Source organism: Hallella seregens ATCC 51272 (genome assembly GCF_000518545.1).
GTDB classification, from domain to species: domain Bacteria; phylum Bacteroidota; class Bacteroidia; order Bacteroidales; family Bacteroidaceae; genus Prevotella; species Prevotella seregens.
The window spans coordinates 48838-67323 of the sequence record NZ_KI912452.1 but is presented as its reverse complement, the minus strand read 5'-3'; the positions used below and the strand labels follow the sequence as shown (position 1 = coordinate 67323).

General features: G+C 57.0%; 9 protein-coding genes. 1 reads left to right on the top strand and 8 read right to left on the bottom strand.

All coding sequences use genetic code 11. The annotated features are described in order from the left end of the window. Positions 1 to 2066: DUF7619 domain-containing protein (locus L888_RS13765; protein ID WP_044249420.1), on the top strand; the 2066-nt coding region annotated here is incomplete at its 5' end. 449 nt (positions 2067 to 2515) lie between these two features. On the opposite strand, the gene L888_RS0112090 is transcribed toward L888_RS13765, so the two are convergent. The 8 genes from L888_RS0112090 to L888_RS0112055 form a co-directional block, all read right to left on the bottom strand. Then, positions 2516 to 6010 (bottom strand): alpha-galactosidase, encoded by a 3495-nt coding sequence (locus L888_RS0112090; protein WP_027953076.1) that lies wholly within the window; start codon positions 6008 to 6010, stop codon positions 2516 to 2518. Between the two features lie 15 nt (positions 6011 to 6025). Continuing rightward, positions 6026 to 8122, bottom strand: a complete 2097-nt coding sequence (locus tag L888_RS0112085) for a glycoside hydrolase family 36 protein (RefSeq protein ID WP_027953075.1) — start codon at positions 8120 to 8122, stop codon at positions 6026 to 6028. 15 nt (positions 8123 to 8137) lie between these two features. After that, entirely contained in the window at positions 8138 to 10057 is a 1920-nt protein-coding gene (locus tag L888_RS0112080) for a RagB/SusD family nutrient uptake outer membrane protein (protein ID WP_005845204.1), read from the bottom strand. Between the two features lie 40 nt (positions 10058 to 10097). After that, positions 10098 to 13067, bottom strand: coding sequence for a SusC/RagA family TonB-linked outer membrane protein (locus tag L888_RS0112075; protein WP_075261876.1), 2970 nt, complete (start codon positions 13065 to 13067; stop codon positions 10098 to 10100). 214 nt (positions 13068 to 13281) lie between these two features. Beyond that, positions 13282 to 14460 (bottom strand): MFS transporter, encoded by a 1179-nt coding sequence (locus tag L888_RS0112070; protein ID WP_005845208.1) that lies wholly within the window; start codon positions 14458 to 14460, stop codon positions 13282 to 13284. A gap of 13 nt (positions 14461 to 14473) precedes the next feature. After that, the gene (locus L888_RS0112065) at positions 14474 to 15064 is read right to left on the bottom strand and encodes an SIS domain-containing protein (protein WP_390183264.1); all 591 of its coding nucleotides are present in this window, start codon (positions 15062 to 15064) and stop codon (positions 14474 to 14476) included. Between the two features lie 12 nt (positions 15065 to 15076). After that, positions 15077 to 16036: an ROK family protein gene (locus tag L888_RS0112060; RefSeq protein ID WP_027953072.1), complete on the bottom strand. Its 960-nt coding sequence runs from the start codon at positions 16034 to 16036 to the stop codon at positions 15077 to 15079. Between the two features lie 37 nt (positions 16037 to 16073). Then, the gene (locus L888_RS0112055; protein WP_044249416.1) at positions 16074 to 18473 is read right to left on the bottom strand and encodes a glycoside hydrolase family 2 protein; all 2400 of its coding nucleotides are present in this window, start codon (positions 18471 to 18473) and stop codon (positions 16074 to 16076) included. Between the last annotated feature and the right edge of the window lie 13 nt (positions 18474 to 18486).

Here is an 18486-nt window from a genome sequence, read left to right as displayed (position 1 = left end):
CCGCAGGCACCTATTATTTCGACATCAACCGCTACGACGGCTACGGCGGCTACACGCTGAACTGCCAGTTTGAGAAGAATCCCTATGACGAGGGCGCAGAAGACGCCGACGACTGGCAGCACGCCCGCGTGCTCGAACCGGGCAAACCGCTGCAGGCCACGCTGGGTTACGGCATCCGCAAGAAAGACACGGAAGACTGGTACGTCATCCGCAAGCCCCAGGATGCCGTGGGCTATGTGGAGATTGGCGTGGACACCCTCCACCTTTACGCGCTCAACATCGGTGTGGTACGCGTGCTGAAGCAAGCGGCCGGCAGCGAGCAGATGGTCCAAATAGCCTCGCAGCGCTTTGAACGCAGCGCCGGCGTGCTCAACTTCACGGCCGACGACGCTCAGGCCAACTACTACGTATGCGTGCCGCGCAGCTCCGGACAAGGCGGCTACCTCATCTGCAACGGCGTGCATCAGGCCGAGAAGGGCTCGCCCATCCGCGTCACCTTCACCGGACGCAACGCCGTGCGCAAGGGCGTGCCCACCGAATATCAAGTCACGGCCAAGAACGTCACGGGCGAACCAACCGGCAACTTCATGCTCTGCGCCGTGGCCAACAACGACGTGAAACTGCTCGGCGCCTACATCTACGACAACGGACGCCGCATCTACATGCCCATGGACAGCATCATGTACGACGGATCGCCCGTGGCCGCATTCTGGATTCCCAGCCTTGCTCCCTACGAACAGTGCGGCTTCACCATCGTGGCCGAGGGCGTGGGCGACATTTCCTATGCCAAGCCACAGCGCATTGTGGGCACCACGGTGGCCTTGGGCGTATGCGCACTCAGCTATGCCGTGACCAAAGCCATCACCAGCGACGCCGCCAAGGAGTTCATCGCCGAGGAGCTTGCCCTGCCCGACGACCAGAAACGAGAGCTCGCCCGCGCCAAGGGCCTCCCCTCCAACTACTACATCACCGAGCGCAAGGGCTTCAAACCCGACTTCTCCGCACGCAACGTCACCAAGACCATCATCACCGAAACCATGGACAAGGTGCCCGTGCTGAAGCCCATTGCCACGGTCGGCGGCCTGCTCGAGACGCTGAGCACCTTTGCCAGCACCATACGGCTGCGCTGGGAATACTGGTGTGCCGTGGAGACGGGACTCATCAATCCCAAGTCCAACATGAAGGTAACGGCCGGCCAGGTGGGCTGCACCGACATCGTGGCCTCCTTCGACCCCAACGAGATGGTGGGCCCGGCCGGTAGCGGCGAAGAGCACTACATCGCCGACACGCGCACCGTGGACTACCGCATCCTCTTCGAGAACAAGGCCGAGGCCGGCGCACCGGCCTGGCGCGTTCGGGTGTTCGACGAGCTCGACGAGAACGTGTTCGACGTGAACAGCGTCAGCTTTGGGCCCACTTCACACGACCAGGGCTACAACTGGTCCATGACGCGCGAGGGCAACAAGCTCGTGTGGGACATCAAGGGCATCGAGCTGCCGCCCAACGTGAAGGCTCCCGAGGGCGAGGGCTACGTCAGCTTCTCGGTCAACCTCAAGCCGGGACTCGCCGACGGCACGCGCATTGCCAACAAGGCGACCATCATCTTCGACAAGAACCAACCAATCGAAACCAATACTTATGTCAACACACTCGATCTCACGGCTCCCGTGACGACCATGGGCGCGGCCACGTTTGCCGACGGCGACACGGCCATCAGCGTGAACTGCACGGCCGCCGACGCCGCCTCGGGCACCAGCAGTTACTACTACTACGTGTCCAGGAACGGCGGCGACTACAACCTCGCCGGCATCAGCAACAACGGGCGGTTCGCCTATCCTGTTCCGAAGGGCGACAAGGCCGACTACAGTTTCTATGCCCTCGCCGTAGACTGGGTGGGCAACACGGAGCAGACGGCCCCGATGTCTGTATCGACCACCACCGACGGCATCAGCCAGCTCGACCGTGACCGCACCGACGGCCCCGCCTACAACCTGTCCGGACAGCGCGTGGGCAAGAGCTATCGAGGCGTGGTCATCAGGAACGGCCGCAAGCACATCCAGCGGTAAGTCCCGATACGCGCCCCGGTTCCCGCCGGCCACCGCCCTTGTCGGGCTTGGCCCCGGAGCCATCCTCTCCGCCTCCCCTCCCCCTCAACCGGGAGGGGAGGTTTCCGTTTCATCCCCCGATGACTTGCCGTTACGCCAATGCCCCACAGCCCGTATTCCACCACTGGGCCGGCCAAAACCGAGAAACGGCAAAATGAAAACAATGCCATCACGAAACAAAAACGCCGTGATCGTAAAATAAATACGGTGGAATCGCCCGACGTCTACGCCGTAAACGCACCGCGATAACGCCGCAAACATCCCACGAATACGCCGCAGTTATCTTATCCATGCAGCATATAGCAGCCTATAACAGCCTGAAATCTCTTATAAATACACCATCAAAAAAGGCGGATATGCCAAATCGCCATTTGACCTATCCGCCACGGTATCAGACTTACCATGAACAATCAAAATGTCGTCTGATAGAAAACTACAACCGAACTGGCCGGTAACACATAGTCCAGCTCGGTCTGGCCGCGCAGTCGCTGCGCGGCAGCTTGAATCTGTCGGCCGTCTGTGGGCAGCTCCTGCTGCACGTAGCGGTAGACCTCGAACGTGCCTTTCGGAGCCCGGCGGTTGGACAGCCGGATGTGCCGTGGGGTGGCATGGGCGTTGGCAAACACGTAGGTCCAGCGGCCGTCTGTGTTTTTCAAGGCCATGCCGGCATAGAACTCGTCGTTGGTCGGAATGGGGTACACCTCGGCGCCACTGCGGACAAAGCGCGTGAGCAGCGAGTAGGCGTAGTATTGCGGACGCACTTCATAGTCGGTGTGCAGGCCCTGATAGAGGGAGTCGCCCTCGTAAGCCTTCCAGACACTCTTCCACAATCCCAGCTGCTGCATGGCGTTGTAGTCGCTCTGCCGACCGTAGTACTGGTCGAGCAGACTCCAGTAACTCAACCCCGACGCCCCGGCCTGCAGGCAGTTGATGGCGATGCGGACCAGCAGCACGCCCCGTTCGTAGAGGTTGATGTCGCGCTGGCGCGTGGAGCCTACGCACTGGTTTCCGCCAAACTCGCCGACGAAATGCGGCTTGCCCGCACGGCCAGCCAGCTGGCAATTTTCCCACTCCCAATGGTAGATGACGGAGTTGGGCGTGTCGTAGCCAAAGATGTAAGTGTGACTGTTGAACCCGTCGGCCACGTCGGCCAGCCCGCGGGTGCAGGCCTGCAGATACTTGTGGGTGCCCATGCCGCCGTCGGAATTGTCGGCCAGACAGAAGTCCACCTTGTCGCGAATGCCGTCCTGACGAAAGCGGGCGTCGAGCACCCGGCACATCCGGATATAGGGATCGGGCGTAGACTTCCGGCCGTTATGGATGAAAGCCCAGTCGGGCTCGTTCACGGGCGTTATCTCCCGAATGCAGCTGTAGTGCCTGTCGTGCAGCAGATGCTGCACCAAGGCCGAGATGTTCTCGGCCCACTCCTCCAGATTGGTGGATGCCACCACCCAGTCGCCGTCGTTGCCCTGCGCGAGAAAATGGTTGCGCTCGGCCCCCCACACCGTGAGGTTGACCTGTATGCCCAGCCGCTGCGCCAGGTCCAGCTCGGCATAGAGCGACTGCATCTCACGGCTCTCCCAGGTGAAGCCGGCGGCACGGATGTGGTGGGCATCGGCATCGTCGTTCTGCGGTTCGTACCACGACGGCAGCACCATGACGCGAAAACGCTGCACCTGCATTTCGGCCACGCGCCGACAGATGACGCTGTCCCAGTCTTCGGCCCGGCAGCCTTCACTGCGGGTGACGTTCTGCGAGAGGAAGTGCGGGTCGAATTCCACACCCATGCCCACCACCTTTTGAGGGTTGGGATCGGCCACGGCCAGCTGCGCAGGACGGGCCGCGGGATTGGCCGTATAGGTCAGAATGAGGCTGGAGCGCGGCTGCGGCAGCACAAGCCTCAGCCCACGGGCCAGCTGTGCACCGGTCTGCGTGAAGCTGCGGCGGGAGTCGCGGTCGGTCAGGGTGTAGGTGAGCCGGGGGTCGAGACCGCGCAGCCGCACCGTGCAGCTGCTGTCCGGGGCACTGGCCCGGCGGAAAGCCACCACCACACCGTCCTGCCCCGACGGCCGGTTGAGCTCGTAGGCCAGCCAGATGCTGTCGCCCAGGACGCGGTCTGTACCGGTGAGCGGATAATAGTCCTCGAAGTAGTAGGGGCGCAGCTCCTCGTATTCGTCCATGAGTTGGCGCACTTCCGTCAGGTTGAACTCCGGCTCCGTAATCTTCCAGTCGTAGACCACGGTGGTGCTCAGACTGGACCGCGACGAGAACTTGTCGCTGCCCATGACACCCGTGCCCGTCTGCGGCAGCCACAGGGCAAGGCCGAAAGTGTGGGTTTGGTAGCCCACGGGCTCGCCGTAGCGATAGTCCGTGCGCCAGAGCGGAGCGCTCCGTTGTATGGTCTCGAGGTCGAGCCGGCGGCCGCCCCCGGCACAGTTGTCGATGAAACCATGGGGATGGTGCTTCAGAATATTGTCCCAATAGGCATAGAGTCCCTCCATATAGTGGTTCTCGGTGACACCTTCACGGCCCGGCTCGTCGTTGGCAGCCCAGAACCCCGCCGGCTCTATGTTGTAGTCCTGGCGGTAGTGGTCTATCCCGTTTTCGTCCATGAACCGGTTGATGTAGCGGCTCAGCCAGGCCACGGCCGCCGTGTCGCAGAGGTTGAAGAGATACGACTCGGTCTGCGGCCCACCATCGATCAGCCATGCCTTGGGCAGCTCCTTGCTCCACTGCGAGCCCTTGAAGATGCGCTCGGGCTCGAACCATACCATCAGTTCCGAGCCGATGGCATGCACGGCATCGCTCACGGGCTTGAGCCCGTTGGGGAACCGGTCGCGGTCGACCGTCCAGTTGCCCACCGTGTTGTACCAGTTGCAGCCCTCCTTGACGCGGGCCGACTCGGCATACCATCCGGCGTCGAGCCAGAACACTTTGGGAGCCAAGTTGAACTGCTTGTACCGTTGCACCAGGGCGATGGCATAGTCCTCGTCCAGACAGGTGTACTCATTGCAGGGATAGGGGTCGCCATAATTGAAGCTCGTGGTCAGCGGATAACAGACCGGACGCCCGTCCACACGCGGCGTGAGACAGGACAGCACGAAGCGCCGCCACTGGTTCTGGCCGTCTACATGGTTTTCTCCTTGCCAGAACAACAGGCATGCACTCGACGACCGGATGCTCTCGCCCGGCTTCAGCCAAGTGTTCAGACGCTCAATGCCCGTCACCATGGACATGCGACCGGGAGCCGTGGAACGGAAGTCGGCCATCCATGTACCGGTCCACCCAATGGCGGCAATCACGCCTTGGCCACGGCCGGTGTCGAGGTTGAAAAACGGGAAGTTGCCCTGGCTCGACCGGCCGCCTACCGGCCGCAGCGAGAGCCCGGCATCGCCCGACAGCACGGTCTGGCGCGGCGCGAAGTCGTCGGGGTCGGCATTGCTGCCCTTGGCATAGTGGACGGTGAACGGCTGCCGCCCGCGGTTTTGCAGCGACAGGTCGGTGGTTTTCACCTGGGCTATGGGCTGCGACGGGCGTTGGCCGATATTGGTGAACCGCAACGTCCACATGACGGTCTGCTGCCGACGGTACAGCTTGACGTCGCAGTCCACCCGCAACGAGCGGTCGGGGGCGGTGTAGGTGTAGACCGTATTGGTCACATCGGACAATGGAGACATGCGCCGGCTGACCGTATAGGACCAGCCCTTGAGGAATGTGGCCGAGGCGCGCCCTCCGTAGGTGAACGAGAAGGGATGCTCGCCATGACGGGCAAAATGCGTTGCCGCCCACCGCCCCACGTCCATCCTCTCGCCCCGGAAGTCGATGGCCGTCTGCGCTTTCAGCAAAAACGGCATGACCAGACAGAAGCAGCATGCCAGAAATCGGTATAAACGGATAGTCTTCATAACGTGCCAAACTGTTTAGAATGAACTTTGCTGCCCCACCTCTTTATATCGGAACAGCAGCGAAGAGCGCGGGGTGCCCAAACGGAGCACCAGCCCGTCGGACAGCGAGCGGCCGGTGCAAACGGTGGTCTCCCCGGTGTCGGCGTTGACCAGCTCGTAGCTGCCGCCCTCGCGCAGACCCCGCAGCCGAACCACGGTGGTGCTGTCCTGGCACTCGGGGCGACGGAAAGCCACGACGATGCCCGTGCCGTCTGACCGGCGGTGGAGCTGATAGGCCATCCAGCTGTTGGCGTCCGTAGCCGTGTTGCTGCCCGTCAGCGGGTAATAGTCCTCTATATAATAAGGTCTGACCGACTGGTATTCGTCGATGCAGCGATGCACGGTTTCCAGGTTGGTTTGCTTGGTTGTCAGCTTCCAATGACACACCATGGCCGAGCTGTAGCTGGAGCGAGCCGCATAGGCGTCGGCCGTAACGACACCCGTGCCATGGAACGGCACGAAGAGGTTGAGCCCGTAGTTTTGCGTCTGGAGGCCCTCGGTGGCATAATAGTGATAGTAGTCGCTCTGCCAGAGCGGGGCGCTCCGGCCCATGGTTTCCCAGTCTATCCGGCGACCGCCGCTGGCGCAATTGTCTATCAGCAACTGTGGGAAACGCTGCAACAGATAGTCCCAAAAGCGATAAAGCCCCTCGATGTAGCGAATCTCGGTGAGGCCCTCGCGACCCGGCTCGTCGTTAGCCTCCCAGTATTTTTCGGGCTCGATGTTGCAGTCCTGCCGGTAGTAGTCGATGCCGTTCCGGGCTATCATGTCGCCATAATACCGGCACAGCCAGTCGCAGGCCTCGCGGTTGGCCAGGTTGAAGAGCAGCCAATCGCCCCCTTTGGGGTGGCGCAGCATCCAGTCGAAGTGCTCGACGGCCCACTGCGTGCCGTCCACCACACGCTCGGGCTCGAACCACACCATGAACTTGGCCCCATGGCGGTGAATCTCGTCGGCTATGGGCCGGAGCGTATGACCGAAGCGTGTGGTGTCGACCGTCCAGTTGCCCGTGGTGTTGGCCCAGTTGCGCCCATACTGATAATCGCCGGCGTCCTGATGCCAGCCCGCATCGAGCCAGAACACCTCCGGGCGGATGCCGAAGCGATAGTTGCGCTTCACCATGGCAATGGCATACTGCCGGGTGAGGCAGGAATACTCCTGCATGGGCTGGGGCTCGTGATAATTGAACCCCGTGGAGAACGGATACCAGGCCACTTGCCCGTCTACACGGCGGCTGTTGTGAGCCAGCACCAGCCGGCGAAACTGGTTGGTGCCATCCAGATAGTCCTGTCCCTCCCAGAACATCAGGTTGATGCGGGGGGTGCGAATCTGCTCGGAGGGATGGAGGTAGAGGCTGATTCGCTTCTGCCCCGCCACCAAGCTGACCTCGCGATCACTCTGTGCGCAGACCTCGGCCAGCCAGTTGCCAGTCCACCCAATGCTCAGCACGACACCACCACCCTGCGGGGAAGTGATGCAGAAGAATGGGGTGTACTTGCCCTGGCTGGAGCGTCCTCCCTCGGGCGACATGCCGACGGGCTGGCCCGTAGGCAGTGTGATCTGCCGGGGTTGAAAGTCTGCCGGGCTGATCTGGTTGCCCTCCAGGTAATTCATGAGGAAGCGGCCCGGGCGGCCATAGCGCAGGGACAGGTCGATGGCCTGTACCTGCTGCAGGGGCCGGGAGTCGGTGGTGCCCGTGTTCTCTACGCGCAATATCCAGTCCACGCTACCATAATCTGGATAGCCGGTGACGTCGCAGCTCACCCGGAGACCGTCTTGAGGATGGGTGTAAGTGAATGTGTAGGCCACTTGACCGGGGGCTGTACGGCCGTGCGCCACGGCCTGATAAGTCCACGACCTGATGAACGAGGCCGAGGATTGGCCGTCGTAGACGAACGAGAATGGCGGCACCCTGCCACGGGCAAAGGCACTCTTGATCCATCTCTCAACGTCTGGCACGCGGCGGCCCAGCTTGAAGCTGTTCTGCGCCAAGGCCTCCCCGATGGTGGACATACAAAGCCCCACCACCAGGAGAAACCGCCATATCGTTTTTATTTTTCTGACTTTGTCCATTGCCTGTACTTCGCATTAGTTGGCATAACCCGGATTTTCGACAAGATTCGGATTCTGGGCGATGCGGGCATTGCCCACCGGCCAATAATAGTTCTTGGCAGGGAAGACGGGTGTTTCGTTGGCTCCGTCTATGTACTCGACCACGCGGAGATAGAACTTAGGCGTGGCCCCCGGAATGATTTTGTCCTTGGCATCCAGCAGCGAAGACGGGTCGAGAATATAGGTAAGTCCCTGATGCGAAGTGGACAATACCTGTTCGGCCGTGCGCCACCGGCGCAAATCCCAGTAACGATGGTTCTCGAAACAAAGCTCAATGGTGCGCTCGTGGCGCAGCTGGTCGCGTGTGATACCCGCCAGTTGTACGATGCCGGCCCGGCTGCGAATCTGGTTCACATTGCGCAAAGCCACGGCATTGTCTCCCAATTCAAAGGCAGCCTCGGCCTGATTGAGCAGAATCTCGGCATAGCGGAAGATTTGATAATCGGTGGTTGAGGTGCAGAACCAGCTCTGAACATCGGCATCATCGTCCAGATACTTACGTACCCCGAAACCCGTATTCAGCAAACTGTACTCGACCACACGCGCCAGCTGGTCGCCAATGGCACCGATGCCCTTGTACGATCCGAAGCGGCTGCTCTCCACAACACCATTGGGTTTCATGATGCCCCGGTGCATGTCTACATGGTCTTGTCCGAAGCACACGCCGCCCACGCCGTTGGGCCACGGTGTGCCGTTGGTCCAGACGTTGGCTGCCAAGCGTGGGTCGCGGTTGCCAAAGAGTTCGGCCATCGTGTAGCTCTTGTTGGGATCGAACTCGAGTTTGCCCGGCGTGCCATCGACACACTCGAACAATTCTACGAAGTCGAGGTAGGGGCAATGGTAATTGCCCACGCCCCACACGTTGGGTCGAGGACATTCGCACATGTCCCAAGACCAGAGACCGGTGCCGCCTGCCATCCAGCTGGGACCGGTGTGACGCCATGCCATGATAGACTCGGAATTGTCTTTCTTCAAGAAAATGTTCCGATAATTGGTGACCTTATCGGCATCCTGATTGTAGAGTGAGAAGTTGCCACTCTCCATAATCTTGTTGCAAGCATCCACGCATATCCGGTAATACTTGTTGGCATCTGCCGGCGCAAATCCCAGCAATCCGTCGAGTTGCTGTTGGCCCCATTGGGCAATACTGCCAGCAAAGAGGGATGCTCTGCTCTCCAAAGCATAGGCGGCCCATTTGCTTGCCCGCCCGGTCTCTTGCCGGGCAGGAAGCACCCGAGCAGCCTGCTCGCACTCGTCAATGATGAAATCGTAGCACTGCTTTTCCGAACTACGGGCAAGATAGAGCACCGTGGAATCGGCATCGATGGCCTGTACAGCAGTTACCAGAGGCACGCCGCCGTAGCGCTTGACCATGGCAAAATAGCAGAATGCGCGCAAGAAGCGAGCCTCGCCCTTCAGTTCCTCCTTGTTTTGCAAGGTCGACTTATCCATCTGGTCCATGAAATTGTTGAGGTTGCGAATCTGGTAATAGGCATTTCCCCACCACTGGAAATAGGTGTCATTCACTTGATAGCCATACCGTTTGAGCTGGTTGAAATCGGTTTGGGCACCAAAATTGTACTTGCACTCGTCTGCCATTTCCAAGGAACGGGTCGAGCCCTCTATCTGCTCGCTCTGGCCCATCCACACTCCCCAGCTGTTGTCATCGCGGTTGAGGGTGGCCCCATTCCATGTGGAAGCCGAGGCCGGACAGTCTTGCACCATGACCGGCGTATAGGCATAGAGCTGGGCCAAATGCTGAAGAATCAAGGTTTCGTCGTTCCAGACAACAGCGTCGGTATAACGATCGGAGGGAATCTGGTCCAGCACGTCGGTGCATGAAGCAAAAGATGCCATGGTGAAAGCCAGGAGGGCTAAATGTATCTTCGTTTTCATAATTCTAAAGTTTGAAGTTGTCTTTTCTGCTGCTACAGTCTTAAAAACTCAGGTTCACGCCGAAGCTGAACGTGTACTGCTGCGGATAGCCAATGCCTGCATAATGCCCTTCGGACATCTCGGGGTCGACACCATATTTGTTGAGATTGCTCAACGTGAACACATTGGTACCTGCCACATAGAATCTCACGCGCTCCAAGCCCCATCCCATGACCACCGACTTGGGAAGCGAATAGCCTAATGCCACGTCGCGCAGCCGCAGGTAGGAGGTGTTGTGGTTGCGATAATCGGAATAGAGCCAGTTTACCGATGCAATGCCGCCCGGACGCGGGGTGTATGCCCGCGGGTCGTTATTGTCCTCACGCCACATGCTCTTGTATTTCAATTCCGTCTCACAACCGTCGAGTACCACGTAGGTCGTATATCCCCATGCGCCTTGGAACAGGCCCTGAAGGTCGAAACCCTTGTACGAGAACTTGAAATTGATGCCATACATCCAGTGGGGCGTGGTGCCCTTGCCTATCTCTTTCTGGTCGCGCCAGTTGATGACATGGTCGCCATTGAGGTCCTTGTACTTGGCATCGCCGGGGCGCAGGGTCTTGTTGTCGTTGTTGAGGATGTCATAGGTGCAGTCCCAATTGTCGATTTCTTCTTGGGAAGTGAAGAGCCCGTCGAACACATAGCCGAAGCGGCGGTCGGTGTAATTGCCCTCCAGACGATAGAGACGGTCCTGGTCGGGGTCGGTGAACTTGGCCTGATCGTACTTGGCCCACTTGGCCCGAGCATACGATATGTTGGCGCTGACATCGTAGCTGAAGCCGCTTATGCTCCCTGCCGTGCCCATGCTGAACTCAAATCCGTCGGTATTGATGCTGTTGAGATTCTCCACCGGGAGGTTGGCACCAAAGGTAGAAGGAACCGAAGATGAGCGCTGGCCGGGGATTCCCGTGCGGTGACGACGGAACATGTCGAAGCTGCCATAGAGCTTACGATTCCACAATCCATAGTCGATGCCCAAGTTGGTGATGGCCATCTTCTCCCAAGTGAGATTGGGATTGGGGAGGCCCGTGGCCAGAAGACCGGAGGTCAAGCTGTTGCCAAACGTATAAGAATTGTCGTAGAAGTATCCGGTAAGGAAAGCAAAGTTGGCAATGCCGTCGTCGCCCGAAGCTCCATAACTCAGGCGAACTTTCAGCAAATCGACCATCTTGAGCGGCTTCATGAAAGGCTCGTTGGCCACATTCCAGCCCACAGACACACTGGGGAAATAGCCCCAGCGACTGCCCTTGGCGTAGCGCGAAGAAGCATCTGCACGGAGAATGCCCTCGAACAGATAGCAATCTTTGTAATTGTAGTTCAGGCGGCCAATCCAACTGACGCGACCAACCGATGCAGAACCCGAGGCAATGTTCGACGTGGAAGGGTCGCCGGCAAAAAATTCGTTCAGCACATAAGACTTGAAACCCTCGCGACTGCCGTTAAAACCGGTGTTGCGGAAGAGGTCGTACTCGTATATGGCCTGCACATTGATGGTATGGGCTTCCTTGAACGTACGGTTGTAATTCAGCGACAGCTGCATGTTGGTGTGATTGTCGTCGGAATTGCTCATGCTCATCCGCATCGGATCCTGGGACTTGCGCGAGAAAGTATACTCTCCAGTCTCTGCATTATAGGTATAAAAAGACTGTTGCTTCTTGAATACTTTACTGCCATCCTCGGTGTGTGTATAGGTTACATAGCCGCGGGCATCCAATCCAGGCACGAACTTGGACTCATATTTCAGGCCACCATGAACGGCCGTAATATTCTTTTTCAGGTTCTGATAGCCACTGAGTTCGATATTCGTGCCATAAATCGGACTGCCGTAGGTGATGCCGGCGTAGGCCAGTTTGGTCTTGTCGGGCAGTGAAAGCGGATACTGCGGGTCGGCGGCATAGATCATGTCACGCCAGAAGTTATCGGGAGTAGACATTCCATCACAGGCGGCCGGGTAGAGTCGCTGCTGCTTGTAATACTTAAGATCCACAGAAGCAGTGAGCCGCGGGGCGATCTCTACGTCGACATTGGTCATGATATTCATGTGCTCGTAGCGGCCGCCATTGGTCTTAAGCAGGGTCTCCTGCCGGCCATAGCCGAAATAGCTGAAATATTTCAGTTTGTCTGTACCGCCCGACAGACTGACATTATGGTTCTGCATGGGAGCCAAGGAGCGGACGCTCGCAGCAAACCAGTCGGTGTTCAGGTAGTTGGGATCCGTTCCTTTCTTGAACAACTCGATTTCTTCGTCGGTGTATGGTGCACCCGAGGGGTCGTTGCCGCCATAAATCCAAACATCGTTCAGATACTGGGCCCGCTGGGCCGACGTGGCCGGTTTGATGACATGGGACGAGCCTTGCCAAGAGAAACTCGCATTGGCTTCGACCCTCATCTTGCCAGCCACACCCCGTTTGGTGGTGACCAGAATCACGCCGTTACCGGCTCGGGCACCATAAATAGAGGCCGCACCGTCTTTCAGAATGGAAATACTTTCTATCTGATTGGGGTCGAGCGCAGAGAGAGAAGCCTCAACACCATCTATAATAATGAGCGGAGCATTGAAATTACGGATATACAAGGCTGCATCGTCCTGGCCCGGGATGCCGGATTCCTGCTTCGTGATCAGACCAGGGAGTTGTCCTCCCAAAGCGTTGGTCACGTTGCCAATGGGCGCCACCGTTATCTTATCCGACTTAATTTGGGATACCGAGCCCGTCACCGTCCCAACTTTCTGCACGCCATAACCCACGGCCACCACCTCATTGAGCAGGTTGTCGCTTTCTTTCAGCACGACATTGATATGCCGGCCCGACTTCACCTCCTGGACATCATATCCTACATAGGAAATGACCAAAGCTGCACCCAGAGGCACCTGCAGCGTGAAATAGCCATCAGTATCTGTTACGGTGCGGTTGGTCGTGCCTTTTTGAGTGACCGTGGCACCAATAATCGGGTTGCCCTGTTCGTCAATCACCCGTCCTTGGGACTGTCTTCCTTGCTGTTGAGGGGCAATATGTGCTACACTTATCGCATTCCGAACAGCATCGGGAATCCCACTTCCTGTATGACTGGCATAAGCACTGCCACTTGACAAAGCCGCCATACAAGGTATCATTACCAAACATCTTACATTCATAATTCACAAGTATTAAATTAACACACGGTACACATCTCTGCCCTCAGCGTCTTTACAGAGGACTTACGCTTTTCACACGCCTCGTCAGCCAGAACATATACCCCCACATACAAATCAAAAAGATGACAGCGACCAGCTGCGACCCAAAGCTGTCTGTGCACAGACCCAGTATCGGCGGCAGTATGCCGCCACCCACAAGACCGACAATCAACAATGCAGACACTTCGTTGGCCCTGCTTGGCAAACGCTTCATCGAAAGAGAGAAGATAATAGAGAACAGGTTGGCATAGCCGAGACCAAAGACAACGATACTCAGATATACCAACCCAATAGGTTGGCAAACAGCCAGCATCAGCAAGCCGACCAATGCCAACCAAATGCTAAAGACATAGAATTTTACCTCGGACATTCGCAGCAGAAAGAGTCCACCGACAAATGCACCCACCGTGCGCGCAAAGAAATAGACGCTGTTGCCCATGCCGGCTTCGCTCAGCGGAAGGCCGCAACGCTCCATCATGAGCTTGGGAAACGTGAGATTGATACTGACATCCACGCCAACAAGGACAACTATGCCCAAGAAAAAAGCCAAGATATAAGGGTCTTTCAACAGCGAGAGCGTCATCAAAAAAGAGACGTTGGGCTGCGCAGACGGCTCTGATTCGGGAATGGGGGTTGCCCAAAGCCACACAAAGGCCAGCAAAGAAGTGGCTGCATAAAATAGAAATATCATTTTCCATCCATACGCCGTACCCACTGCCCAAGCCACGATGATGGGGCCAAGGAAAGAACTCACAGCTTTGATGAACTGGCCCAAAGTCAGTGTACCCGTCAGCTGCTTCGGCGTGACGACATTCGTAACCAATGGATTGAGTGCCACCTGAAGAATGGTATTGCCAATTCCCACCAGTGAAAATGTGACGAGCATCATGCCAAAACTATAGTCGGCCAGCGGAACAAGCATGGCCAAGGCCGTGACACAGAAGCTCAGCGCAACCGTCTTCTTCCGACCAATCCTGTTCATCAGCATGCCCGTGGGAATGGCACACAAGAAGAACCAGATAAAGCAGGACAGGGAAATCAGGTTGGCTATGGAATCTGTCAGGTCTGCAAAGTCGTGCTTAATATAGTTATTGGCCATGCCGATAATATCGACAAAACCCATGATGAAGAATCCAAACATAACCGGGAGGATTCTCATCATTGAACTTGAATGGTTTTCGACTGTCTTCATCTCTTCCTCCTTTTTACTGTTCCGCTATTTCTAATTCTGCCTCTATAAGTTGTATGAGTATGTGGATGACCTTGATATGGATTTCCTGAATGCGGTCCGAATAGGCCGATTTAGGCGCACAGATGGAAACATCGGATAGGGAGGTCAGCCGATTCCCGCCGGTAGAGGTGAGCCCCACGACCTTCATTTTCTTACGATGGGCAGCCTGTGCGGCCCGAAGCACATTCTCAGAATTGCCGCTTGTACTGATGGCCAACAATGTATCACCCTCCTCGCCTATCCCCTCAACATAGCGGGCGAAAATATCATTAAACGAGAAATCGTTGCCTACACAGGTCATATAAGCAGGGTCGTTGATAGCAACCGCCGGCAAGGAACGGCGACCATGGCGGTAACGCCCCGTCAGCTCTTCTGCAAAATGAGTGGCATCGCAGAGCGATCCACCGTTGCCACAACTAATCACCTTGTGCCCACTCTTCAGAGTGCAAGCCATTACATGCCCCGCCTCGCCTATTGCGGCAATATTGGAATCGCACAACATAAAGGCTTTCAGTTCCTCGTGGGCTTCAGTCAAACTGCTCTTTATCAATTCATTCATCGCCATACGCTTAAACGGTTAAACAAGTGCCACGGACAAAGCGGCGTAATCTCCGATCTGTTCGTCCAAGGCAGCGCGTTTCACTACACACACCTGACGGGAGCACGACAAAGCCTCCCGATCGATAACCTGCTGCATTCGGGGCCGGAGCAGATGCTCACAACGGGTAAAAATGCTGCCAATAACGATGACCTCGGGATTCAAGGTGTCTATGAGAATGGCCAATCCACGACCAAGATACTCCGCAGCAATATCGAAAGCATGCCTGGCCACGGCATCGCCCTTGGTGGCCTGCTCGGCAACAAGCCGCGTGGTCACCTTGTCCAGACCGCCATACTCACACCAAGGGACTCTATTTCCCTGCTGCCATTGCTCCATAATCAGAGAGCATGCAATCTGTGCAATGCCGCCCCCACTGGTAAATCCCTCGAACGAACCTTTCTTGCCGTAGCCCACCGGGCCAAAATCGGCCAAGCGAATGTGCCCCACTTCACCGGCATTGTCGTTGGTGCCACTGTACAATTTTCCATCAATGATGATACCAGCCCCCAAGCCGGTGCCAAGCGTAAGGAACACCATGTTGCGGGAACCACGGCCGGCACCAAAGCGGAACTCGGCCAAAGCGCAAGCATTGGCATCGTTCTGCAGATGCGTGGGAATGTGGGTCAGTTCTTCTATTGTCTTCACAATAGAGACGTTATCCCACCCTATCAGGTTGGGGGGCGACATGATGATCCCTTTCTGACTCGACAACGGCCCGCCGCAAGAGATGCCGATGCCTCTTGTATTCTCCCGATTCAACTGATATTTATCAAGCATCCGAGACACACTTTGGCAAATCCGCCCGATGGTCTCATTGACTTCGGTCGTCGCAAATCGGATCTTGTCGACAACAACAAGCTCATCCGCTTCCCAACGACCATAAGACACGGCACACTTGGTACCGCCAATGTCTATTCCGATCAGGTTCTCTTTCATACGCATTGAGTATTTGAATGAAATAATATGTTGCGAATCACTGGCCGTACAAACGGCTCTTCTCCATCCATCTGCGATAGTCGCTTAACACGTAAGGCGGTTTGCCATAGAGGAAATGGTTGCCATATGTGCGACCGCCAACGGCATATCGAATGAGATACACACCCTGCCCATGAGGTTCGGGCAATGTAGTCACAAGAGCTTTTCCGTTTCGAGGGATATGGAAGCGGCCCTGAAATACATGCTTTCCACTTTCCACATCGCTGACAGTAACTTCTCCCCGAACCTCGCTGCGCGTATCATTGACCGCCATCAGAGACAGGGAACCGGAAGCTGCATCATTGACAAACAAGCATATATCACGCTCGGCGTGGCGCAGATAGTCATAGGCACGCTTCTTCCGGAAGTAATAATCGACGATGGCATCCGACAGAAGAGGCCACCCGTCTTTCAGGTTCCACCAGATGATGCCGCTCTTGTCATCGAACTTACGGCCCCGCCACATCTCCAGGAAGTATTTCATCGCCTCGGCCTGCACACTTTGAGAGGCATAGACAAAGTCGTCCAGCTTTCGCGGCACGTCGCCGAAGACACAGCGAATCTGATTGAGCATCAGGTTGTTCCGGTCATAAGTCTTGCCCCAGACAGGGAACCGCCGCACAGACTTCGTCACCCATTCGTCGTTCCATTCAAAGTCATGAGTCCAAGGATATACGCAATCTTTGGAGAACATCTGCTGCAGACTTTCCACACAAGGACAGCCATGATAACCTATCTCGCTACAGAACACAGCCGTCGCATTCCTATAAAACGCATCCTTATAGTAGCCCCGAGGCCCCCACAAATGATTCTCCGGCAACAGACTGTCGCCGCCGCCGTGACGATAGACGGCCTCGCTATAATAAGGGGAGCTGGGCAGGTAGGGACGGGTGAGGTCAAATTCATAAAGCACCCTTGGTATCACCTCACGGCTTATCCTGTCCCTATTGGGGTCGAAATGAAAGTTGCGCAACGTCTGATAGGCTATCATGTCGTTCTCGTTGTTGCCAGACCAGAGGGCCAACGACGGGTGATTGCGCAACTTGACCACCACGCTCTGCACCTCTTCTTCGACGGCACGTGCAAAATCGTCGCGCTGGGGATAGAAGTTACAGCCCATGGCGAAGTCCTGCCACACCAGAACACCAAGCTCGTCGCAACGGTCAAAGAAATGATGGTCTTCGTACACATTCCCGCCCCAACAGCGTATCATATTGATGTTCAGGTCGGCCACCATGTCCATCATCTTGTCCACGTGCATCGTGTCGCGGCTGTGGAGAGCGTCCAGAGGCACCCAATTGGTTCCGTGGATAAAGACAGGCTCATCGTTGACAAAGAATCTGAAGCGGCCGGGACTGCTGTCCGAGTGCATGTCGTTCAGGTCCAGGCAGACGGTGCGAAGCCCCAGCCGTTGACGGTCGGAGGCCAGCACCCGGCCTTTCTCATCGACGAGCTCGGCCTTCACATCGTAAAGGGCAGGCTCTCCATGGCCGCGAGGCCACCACAAATCGGCATGTTCGAGACTCCACTGGCAGCGGAAAGCCGGCGTTACAACCGGTTGCTCCAGCGTATAGGCCACCTTGCCATGACGGCTCAAGCTGAGACGGGCCCTGACATGGTCGAACTGCTCCATGGGCATAGCCACCTGCACGTCGGCGAAGAGCTGTACATGGCGGGATGCCGTGTCTATCTGGCTGACATAATAATGAACATTACGAAAACGGACGGGCTGAACCACGCGGAGCTCTACATTCCTCCACAGACCGGCACTGACCAGACGAGGCAGGATGTCCCACCCAAAAGTGTGGGGAGCCTTGCGGATATAGGCCGACTCTTCTGACGCAAAACCGCCAATGCTGAACGTGCCGAGCAGGCGGTTCTGACCCTCCAGGGTGGCCGAACGGATAATGATTTGCAGCGTGTTGTCCGTTCCATCCCGATTCAGCACATCCGTAATGTCGAAAGCATGCTCTATCATCATGTTTGCGACGGAGCCTATATGGCGGCTGTTTAACCATATATCGGCCAGACAATCTACGCCTAAAAGCGAAAGGTTTACGCGTTGATCGCCGCGCAATTGCGGCGTAATGAAACGGCGATTAAAGCACCATTCATAGCCCTCCCACTGGCGCAGCTCGTTCACGTGGTTGCCAATCATCGGATCCTTGATGAGACCAGCCCGCAGAAGATCCAGCTCCACATTGCCCGGCACAGTGGCCGGGATGCTCTTGGCAGCCATGCGCTGCATGCCCTCCGGCGAGCGTACGGGGGCCGCCGGCTGCTTCCAATAAGAAAGCTGCCACTCTCCGTTCAGTGTAATGACCTGTCCGCAAGCCTCTGTTACAGTCTTCGGAAAAGCCAATAACAGCCACAGAAACAATAATCCTGACAGTCGCATAATCGCCTATGGT